Origin of the sequence: Dawidia soli, assembly GCF_018598185.1 — a bacterium.
Taxonomy (GTDB): Bacteria; Bacteroidota; Bacteroidia; order Cytophagales; family Cyclobacteriaceae; genus Ohtaekwangia; species Ohtaekwangia soli.
Genome location: NZ_JAHESC010000041.1, coordinates 59335 through 68303 on the forward strand (window position 1 = coordinate 59335; position 8969 = coordinate 68303).

The 8969-nt window shown below is 54.2% G+C and carries 7 protein-coding genes; 5 read left to right on the forward strand and 2 right to left on the reverse strand.

Annotated features, from left to right (window positions below; translation table 11 throughout):
* Positions 1 to 8 precede the first annotated feature (8 nt).
* A complete protein-coding gene (locus tag KK078_RS23035) occupies positions 9 to 3209 on the reverse strand; it encodes a SusC/RagA family TonB-linked outer membrane protein (protein ID WP_254092681.1) in 3201 nt (1066 codons plus the stop codon).
* Positions 3210 to 3746: 537 nt separating this feature from the next.
* Here KK078_RS23035 and KK078_RS23040 point away from each other — a divergent pair.
* The 3 genes from KK078_RS23040 (at position 3747) to KK078_RS23050 (ending at position 4965) form a co-directional block, all read left to right on the forward strand.
* Positions 3747 to 3929 (forward strand): hypothetical protein, encoded by a 183-nt coding sequence (locus tag KK078_RS23040; RefSeq protein ID WP_254092682.1) that lies wholly within the window; start codon positions 3747 to 3749, stop codon positions 3927 to 3929.
* A 92-nt stretch (positions 3930 to 4021) separates the two neighbouring features.
* Positions 4022 to 4441, forward strand: a complete 420-nt coding sequence (locus KK078_RS23045; RefSeq protein ID WP_254092683.1) for a hypothetical protein — start codon at positions 4022 to 4024, stop codon at positions 4439 to 4441.
* The gene (locus KK078_RS23050; RefSeq protein ID WP_254092684.1) at positions 4438 to 4965 is read left to right on the forward strand and encodes a universal stress protein; all 528 of its coding nucleotides are present in this window, start codon (positions 4438 to 4440) and stop codon (positions 4963 to 4965) included. Before KK078_RS23045 ends, KK078_RS23050 begins: the two co-directional genes overlap by 4 nt.
* A gap of 22 nt (positions 4966 to 4987) precedes the next feature.
* On the opposite strand, the gene KK078_RS23055 is transcribed toward KK078_RS23050, so the two are convergent.
* The gene (locus KK078_RS23055; RefSeq protein ID WP_254092685.1) at positions 4988 to 6310 is read right to left on the reverse strand and encodes a DUF389 domain-containing protein; all 1323 of its coding nucleotides are present in this window, start codon (positions 6308 to 6310) and stop codon (positions 4988 to 4990) included.
* Positions 6311 to 6527: 217 nt separating this feature from the next.
* Between KK078_RS23055 and KK078_RS23060 the strand changes: the two genes are divergently transcribed.
* Positions 6528 to 6959 carry a hypothetical protein gene (locus KK078_RS23060; protein WP_254092686.1) on the forward strand — a complete coding sequence of 144 codons (432 nt, stop codon included), beginning with the start codon at positions 6528 to 6530 and terminating at the stop codon, positions 6957 to 6959.
* 146 nt (positions 6960 to 7105) lie between these two features.
* Positions 7106 to 8969, forward strand: a 1864-nt coding sequence (locus KK078_RS23065) for a ligand-binding sensor domain-containing protein (protein ID WP_317195983.1), incomplete at its 3' end; no start/stop codon positions are given.

Here is an 8969-nt window from a genome sequence, read left to right on the forward strand (position 1 = left end):
GTTTTCAATCAAAGTGTAAGTCTCATACCTAAGTTGTAACGCTTCACCGTGGGATACGCGCCTTGCGAGCCGGCACCGGCGAAATTGGATTCCCGGTCGTCGGGCATGCGCGACCAGACCCACAGGTTGTTACCATTGAGAAATATGCGCAAGGACGTGAGACCCGTCTTGCGAAGCTGTTTTTCACTCAGGGTATAGGCGACTTCAGCATTCTTTAACCGGACATACGAACCGTCATACAAAAACTGGGTGCCGTTGTAATAGCTGGGGGTCGACAACCAACGGGGTACGGGAACATCGGCACGAGGCACCTCTTTCGACCACCAGGTACCCATGTCGTAAACGGTGTTCAGGCCGCTGGCGAAACTTGTCAGCGGCACTTCACGGGTAACGTTGTTCACTCCATAGAACTGCGCGAAAACGCTGAAGCCTCTCCAATCCAGGCCGATCGTGCCGCTGTATGTATTCTGCGGAACATCGGAATAGCCATAAGGTACCCGGTCTGAGTCGTCGACAATACCATCGCCATTGAAGTCGATGATATAGAAGTTCCCCGGTAGTTTTTGCGCGTCGTTGGTATTGTGCTGCGGACTTCCGTAAACCTGGTCGTACGAGTTCAGGTATCCGGCATCTACCCATGCCCGGTGTTGGTTGATGGCATATCCGGCCTGTTTCCGATAGGCCGGATACAATTCCGGATCGTCGCGGTCGATGATCTTGTTTTTGGCATGTGTCATGTTGAGGTTCGCCCACAAACGCGCCCCGTTGGATAACGTCTTGCTTATAGTAAGCACAAGCTCGTAGCCTTGAGCCTTCACGGTGCCGAGGTTGGCCGTGGGCGGCGTGCTGCCGAAATAGGAAGGAACGGCCCTGTCCACGCCGTTCACCAGAATGTCGATGCGTTTGTCGCGAAAGAAATCGACACTGCCCGAAAAGAGCCCGTGGAAAAATGCATAGTCCACCCCCACGTTGAGCTTCTTTACCGTTTCCCATCGCACGTCCGGATTGCCGATAGCCGCTTCGCGGTACCACGGGTAGGGGCTCGTTCCCTGGTTTAAGTCGAGTGACGAGTTACCGCCGTAAGCCCATTGCGTCATGTATAGCCAGCGATCGCGTACGTTGTCATCGCCAATGGCGCCGAAGGAAGATCGGACCTTCAGGAGATCCACGAATCGCAGGTTTTTCAGGAATGATTCTTCCGAGATCATCCACCCGATCGCCCCGGAGTGGAAGAAGGCATATCGATAATCTTTGCTGAATTGTTCAGAACCGTTATAGGCACCGTTGTACTCCGCGAAATATCGGCCGTCGAAGTCATACGTGGCCCGAAAAACCCAGTCTTCGCGGTAGCGCGGCATTTCACTTCCGGTGGCTCTCTCCTGCCGCATAAACATCGCCATGGCGGAGACGTTGTGTTTGCCGAAGCTTCTGGACCAGTTCGGTTGAATCTGGTAGTTCAGGTTACGCTGGGTGTCGTCGTTGCGCACCTCGCCTCCGGACGTTGTCCAGAGCACGCCCTGCATAAAATCGAAATGATTGTTCTGATCGTAATCACTCTTGTAGGTGGCGGCACCGGTGAGCGGATTGATCCATTTTTGCTGGGCATTATTGAAAAGGTCGTTGACGCCCCGGTTCCATTCGATAAAGGCATTGTCCCAGGAAATGGATCCCCGGAAGTTCAATCCCTGGGTAATGAAATGCAGATCCTGCTGAAGGATAAAATCCGTATTGATGCGTGTGTTGGTCGTCGTCATGGCGCCCCCCAGCGCCAGGTTCGCGGCAGAATTGCTGACGTTCGATATATCGGGATAATAGCCCCAGGTACCGTCGGAATACTTTGGCAGGAACACATCGGGCGCGATGTTATAGGCGCCGGCCCATTGCTGTGCTACCGCCCAGTCGGATGAATTGGATTGATTCCAGGGGCTTTTCCGGACACCGTTCGACCCGGCCAGGTTGATCTTGAATACGGTGGTCTTCGTTAATTGAAAATCGAGGTTGCTGCGAACGTTCAGGCGATTATAGCCGTAGCCGGCATCATAGTTACGGCCGTTGTCCCACATCCTGAAAAGGTCGCCCTCATGCTGAAAATCGGCAGCAGTAAAGTACTTCACAAAAGAGGTACCGCCCGATATATTCAGGTTGGCGTTGTACGCCATAGCATACTCCCGGAAGAGTTCCTTTTGCCAGTCGACGTTGGGATAACGTTCTGCCTCCTCCAGGGTGGCCGGATGCCGGTACTTCTCGATAAAGGCCTGGGGTCTGATGTAGGCCCAGGAATTGGGCGACAATCCGAGTTCATGCTCGATCGCAACATTGCGTGCCATGAGGGCATCGTATGAATCATATTTGTTCGGAAGCTTCGACGGCACTTTCAGGGTGGCGCTGCCGGTCACTTCGATCCGGGCGGCGCCTTCCTTGCCGCGTTTGGTCGTGATCAGGATGACGCCGTTCGCGCCCTTTACACCGAATACGGCCGTAGCAGAGGCATCTTTCAATACCGAGATGGACTCCACGGCATGGAGGTCCAGCCCCTGCATGGGACGCTCGACGCCATCTACCAGGATCAGCGGTTGCCGGTTGTTCCAGGAGCTCGCCGCCCGGATTAAAATCATCGGGTCTTCCTCGCCGGGCATGCCGCTGCTGGACATCGTCACGACGCCGGGCAGGTTTCCGGTGAGGGCTGCCCCCACATTGGAAACACCGCCTGCCCGCCGCAGTACAGCGCCGCTGGTTTGCGTAATCGAACCTACGATACTTTCCTTTTTTTGCTCGCCATAGCCCACCACGACGATCTCCGACAAGGTGCCGATGTCGGCCACCATCCTGATACGCAGGATCGCTAACGCGCCGGGTTCCACTTCCTGCGAGGCGTAGCCGATGGACGTGATGATCAACACCGTTTCCGCGGACGGAATTTCCAATGAAAATGCACCGTCGGCGTCGGTGACCGTGCCGGTATTGGTGCCCTTGATGATAATACTCACGCCGGGTATCCCTTCGTTGCTGCCGTCGTCGACCACCGTGCCTGTCAGGACCCGGCCTTGGCGAACGGCTTCGCCGAACCCTGCCTCTTTACGTGCGGTTTCGCCGGCTGTACACTCCGTATTTACGGCATAAACGACTGTCGTAAAACAACATAGGAAGCAAAAGCCCAGGGCCAGACACTTTGTGAGGAAAGGGAATGCTGCTGGTAAATTTTTTTTCATGCTGAACGCTTGTTTAGGTTTTGGGTAATTTTTTGGTGCTGGCGGGTTGTTGCGCTTATCGTCGTTTTCTCATGTTATCGGAGGTTAGCGTTGGAGGGGTCGTACAGATTCCTGAATAGCGGGAGCCCGGCTGTTTGGCAACAGCAGGCCGACAAAGGCGAGAGCAGCGTTAGGTCTCTTTTCATGATAGGTTAGGCAGATTTTATACAATCGATTGCCGCAAACGATTGCTAACCAAAGATGAATCGGAAAAGGCCGATGACATTTACGCCCACGTTACACGTTTTTTTGAGCACGTAACATCGAATCAAGTAATTGAATACCAGAATTTTAAAATAAACGAAGCGGTACTACGGGTAGCCCGGATGGGCAGAACCAGGCTGACTTGTTCCGACGGAACGTGGTTCCGGGGAGTCGACAAAGGCCGTTGGCACCGAACGACGTACCCGGGCCATTATGACGATAACCCACCTGGAGACTTCGGTGGCCTTATCCGTGCCTTGTCGCGCCTGACAGGAGAATGGCGAATCCACCAACATGATCCTCCTAAACGATGCTGTCGACAAAGCCATCATGCGTCAACATGACTATTACATCGACGACTATGCTGCGCGCTATAGGATGGAAAGCATTAAGTTCCATCTGTACCGGTTTGCACGGTCTGAACGATACTTCCACACGGCTTTAGTGCTGGCACAGCGCTCGGTAAGGCCTGTTTAATGTCGATTTAATTTCGATTTAACGTCTTTTCCCAACGCCCGGGGATCGTTTGGTTTAATCTTTGAGTTACCGTATGAAAGGCAATAAGATAGATGAAAGAGCGGATTGTTATTATCGATGCTAACATTACTGATCTCACAATGTGGGAGGATATAATTTACAGCTTGTCCCCGAATGTGCAGTGCATAAGTTTCGTGTACGCCGATGAGGCGGCGGAAGTGATTTTGCATGATATGAAGCAACAGCCTCAATTTATATTCGTCGATGCGGATACAGCACGAATGCCCGTGTCGAAATTTTTGCAGCGATTCCGCCGCCAATCGGAGTGGGATGGTTGTTGTATCGGTGTTTTTTCCAGTACAATGCCTTCGGCGGTAGTGGAAGCATATAGGGCGGATGGCGCCGACTTCGCTTTTCAAAAGCCGCTTACCAAAAAAGACGGCATGCACGTGTTTGCGTCCATCCTGGCGATCGCAAAAGGAAGTAGTAACAGAATAACGGAGGAAGTATGAAACGTAGGATTCGGAATGTATTGGTGCCGGTAGACTTCTCCCCGCACGCGACGAAGACGCTGCACGCGGCCGCCGCTTTTTGCATCAGAAATGACGCGCGCCTGACATTGCTTTATGTTATGGAGACATCGGCATTTGTGTTTCCGGAAAATAGATTGACGCCGTCGTTGCTTCCGCAGCTGGTCGGTGCCGCAGATCAAAGTTTAAAAAAACAGGCACGTTTGCTTGTCGACACCTACGGTGTGACCGTTGATGTGCGGGTTGTATGCGGAGAGGTAGCCGAAGAAATAATTCGATTCGCCGACACGGCTGGCATGGATGTGGTCATTGCGGGAATGGCGCGTGAGCACGTGACATCACAACCACCTCACAGGTCGATCGAACGGCGCATTGCCAGCCGGGCAGATTGCCCGGTGCTTACCCTGTCAGCCACGCGAAAAAAAGTGCCGGTGTCGGGTACAGCGGGCTTGGTGAAAGCGAAGATCAAGTTATATGAGGATGGTGTGACTGAATATATCCGTTGATGCGGTCCTGACCGTTTTTAATCTATTCCTCTTTGTAGAACGTATTCAAACCGGGGGCGGATAAACGTTGCGATAACCAACGCTCCATTCGCTGTCTTTCCACGGTGCGTAAATGCGGCCGTTTGGTGGAAACTACAAGCACGGCCAGGTGCGTAGAGTCAGACGGCTTGTCGCCCGAATATTGAATAGGATTGGCGTATGCCAGGGAAGTGACCTGGGGATACAAAGCTTTCAGTTCCAGCAAAACCTGGCGCGTCTCCGCCTGGCGCGTTTCCGACGTTACGTGCTCATCGCGACTCTTTTGTAGGGCCAGTGCCAGGCGCCCTATTTCGGCACGAAGTGTTTGATCGACCTCGGTAATGTCATGGCTGATATCGCTGGTTGAAAAACCTTGTTCGATATCCAGGTTGACACTGTGAAGGCTATACCGGTCTGCGCGGTGGCGGATGGTATCTTTTGTCGATTGTTTGATGCTGACACCGCCATAGATAAGCTTGATGTTGTTGCTTGCGGGATGGATGTCGTAGCGCAGCAGATAGTTGCCGTCAAGAGCACTGATGGATGCGACCAGTTTGTTGGCGTTAACCGTGAACCGCTCTTTTTGGACAAGCAGGTAGCCAAAGTAGAAACTCGGAATGGTGGTGACGACAATCACCGTGGTGATCCATCGGTGAACTCTGCGCTTCTTTTCCTCTTCGACAAGTGTGCGGATGGGAAAATTGAGAAACTGTGAAAAAAGTACGGAGGAAATACCGATGAATACGGTGTTGATGGTGAAAAGGTAAAAAGCGCCGAAGAAGTAACTGAACTGTGCAGTAGCGAGCCCATAGCCGGCCGTGCACAGTGGCGGCATGAGCGCCGTGGCAATGGCAACACCGGGAATGACGTTGCCTTTGTGCTTACTGCTAATGGCAACAATGCCGGCAAGCCCTCCGAACAGCGCGATTAATACGTCGTAAATCGACGGGCTTGTCCGGGCGAGAAGTTCGGAGTGCGCTATGGACAGCGGCGTAATTAAAAAATACGCGGTGGACGCCGTGAGGCTGGCCGCAACCGCAAAAGCAAAATTGCGAACCGCGCGTCTGAACAATGGAAAGTCGTACGTGGCGATGCTGTAACCCATGCCGTTTATGGGGCCCATAAGAGGGGAGATGAGCATGGCGCCGATGATGACCGCCGTGGAGTTCATATTGAGCCCGATGGACGCAATCACAATAGCAAAGACAAGTATCCACAGGTTGGTGCCTTTGAAAATGATGGCGTTCGTGATGGCGGCATGAATGGCATCCATGTCATCGAGATCGCTTTGTATGCGCAGGAAAGTTGAAAGCTTCTTTGCAATCATGGTGTACGTAGTTTCGGGAGCAGGTGACGGCGCCGGCCAATGCCAAAGTGATTAGTTAACACGCTAAAATGGAAAAAGTTATGAAAAAGCAAACGACAATTATCCGATTTCCTTTTATGCCTGCGCAGCGACAGTCGTAGAGTACGCGCTGTTTTGATAAGTAAACAGGATCTTTTCGGGCCTCGGAGTTTTGATGGTCTAGGCCTTATATTTGTCCATGACCTGGAACGAATACAAGCGCTATCTGATGCAGTCCTACGATCAATTCATCGCCGAACATCAAATCGGCGACGATCAGATCGACAAGGGTGTACGTTACGAAAAGATCACCGACGTAGACTGTGTCAGGTTGGGCTATGGCCAGCATTTGTTTTTCAAAGCCGGCCAACTGCGATTGATCTATATATCGGGAGGAGAGTTAGCCACGCGGATCTGGGAAGAATTCGAGCGTAGTCCCCACGCAGATGCCCCCCGCCAGGTGGTCCGGTCCCGCGCAGGAAAAACCGCAAAGCAAATCGTTGTCGCCGAACAAGGCATCACCGCCTCGATACAGAGAGACGAAATAGATTTCCTGGAAATATACCCACCACTATCGCCAACCGACTACCTCGCCAACATCTACCGCGAACCCAAACCCTTCATACGGTAGCGCGGCAGTCATTGTTCCAAGGCCACGGGCCGATATTTTCCACCCACGCCTCAAACAATCGAAGTAGTTACATCTGCCTCCCGCACGTTCGGATCGGCCACAGATTTTCGTTACCTTGTATACGAACCTAAATCCTTTTACCACCGATGGGATGGCGTGCTGCTATTTGGATCCTGGCGGTATTGGCCTGTGGCCGTGTGTGCGGTCAACCGGCCCAATACCGTTTTAAACGACTGGACAACCACGACGGTCTTTCGAACAACTACGTTACCTGTTTTCTGAAAGACAGCAAAGGCTTTTTGTGGGTCGGGACCATCGCCGGCCTGAACCGGTACGACGGCTACGCGTTTACAACGTTCACACACCACGCCGCCGATACCACCACACTGATCCACAACAGCATCGCGCGATTGTGCGAAGGCCCAGACGGCAAGATCTGGATCACCACCCCGCAGGGCGTCAACGTCTACGATCCGGCCACGGAGCGAATAAGTCGTGACCCGGCGCCTTTTCTCCAGGCCCTGCAGATTCCCAACGGCGTGATCAGCAACATCATCCGTGACCAGGACGGTAATTATTACTTCGTGCACGCCACCGCCGGTCTTTTTCGGTATGACCGCCACCACACCACCACGTTGTTGCTACCGGCCGCCGGCAGCGGTGCGATGGCCAGCCCCATTGTGAGCCTGGCGGCCGACCCGCAGAACAACCTGTGGCTGCTGCACGCCGACGGACTCCTGCAAAAGTACGGCACCCATACACGCACCATAACCTACCGCAACGACTACCTCAAAAAGAAGCACCACGGCGCCGCCCTGCCCTACACGCTGCTGTGCGATCGCGACGGCGACTTGTGGATCCACGTATACCTCGACAACCGCGGGCTGTATTTCTTTTCGGCCGCCGAACAAACCTTCACCGGCGTAGGCCAGGCGCCGGGCGCGGTGCCCATCAACACCAGCGCGGTGCGTAGCGTGGTGCAAGACAACAACGGCCTGCTGTGGGTGGCGACCGACCACGGCGGCATCAACATCATCGACAAAAAGAAACACACCGTACAGTACCTGCTGCACGACCCGCTCGACGACAAAAGCCTGGGCCAGAACACCGTCAATACCCTGTACCGCGACGACCAGGGCATTGTCTGGGCCGGTACCTACAAAGCCGGCATTTCGTATTACCACGAAGATTTTTATCGCTTTCCCGTATACCGTAAAAACCCGGCCACGCCGCACGGCCTGCCCTACGCCGACATCAACCGCTTTGCCGAAGATGCGCAGGGAAACCTGTGGATCGCCACCAACGGTGGTGGCTTGTTGTATTTCGATCGGGTTAAGAACACCTTCCGGAAGCACCATGTCCCCGGCAGCGACGTGATCGTGAGCCTGTATGTCGATCGCCAGGACGTACTCTGGATCGGCACATACTACGGCGGCCTGTCGCGCTACGACGGCCGGCGCTTCACCACGTATCGCCACCACGCCGGCGACACCACCAGCCTGGCGCACGACAGCGTGTGGGAGATCTATGAAGACAGCAAAGGCCAGTTGTGGATCGGCACCCTCGACGGCGGCCTGGACCGGTTCGACCGCGAGCGAAAGATCTTTCATCATCATCCGGCCGGCCGCAAAAACTCCATTCATTCGTCGTACGTCAGTGAAATACTGGAAGACGACCACGGGCTGCTCTGGATCGGCACGGCGTATGGCCTGGAGGTGATGGACCCGCACACCCGGCACGTGACGCACTACCTCAGCAACCTGAACGATCCCCGCAGCCTGAGCGACAACATCGTGCACGCCCTGTACCGCGATCGCACAAACCGCCTGTGGGTCGGCACCGCCTCGGGCCTGAACGTATTCGATCCGGCCACGCGGTCGTTTCGCGTGTTCCGCCAGGAAGACGGGCTTCCCCACAACACCATCCTGTCGATTGCCGAAGACAGCGCCGGCAACCTGTGGCTGAGTACCTGTCTCATATACACAACTCCGAGCCCACGAGACTTCTTCT

Excerpts from the sequence above, each read along its gene's own strand:
- KK078_RS23035 (WP_254092681.1), bottom strand. The coding sequence starts at position 3,209 with ATGAAAAAAAATTTACCAGCAGCATTCCCTTTCCTCACAAAGTGTCTG.
- KK078_RS23040 (WP_254092682.1), top strand. The coding sequence starts at position 3,747 with ATGATCCTCCTAAACGATGCTGTCGACAAAGCCATCATGCGTCAACAT.
- KK078_RS23045 (WP_254092683.1), top strand. The coding sequence starts at position 4,022 with ATGAAAGAGCGGATTGTTATTATCGATGCTAACATTACTGATCTCACA.
- KK078_RS23050 (WP_254092684.1), top strand. The coding sequence starts at position 4,438 with ATGAAACGTAGGATTCGGAATGTATTGGTGCCGGTAGACTTCTCCCCG.
- KK078_RS23055 (WP_254092685.1), bottom strand. The coding sequence starts at position 6,310 with ATGATTGCAAAGAAGCTTTCAACTTTCCTGCGCATACAAAGCGATCTC.
- KK078_RS23060 (WP_254092686.1), top strand. The coding sequence starts at position 6,528 with ATGACCTGGAACGAATACAAGCGCTATCTGATGCAGTCCTACGATCAA.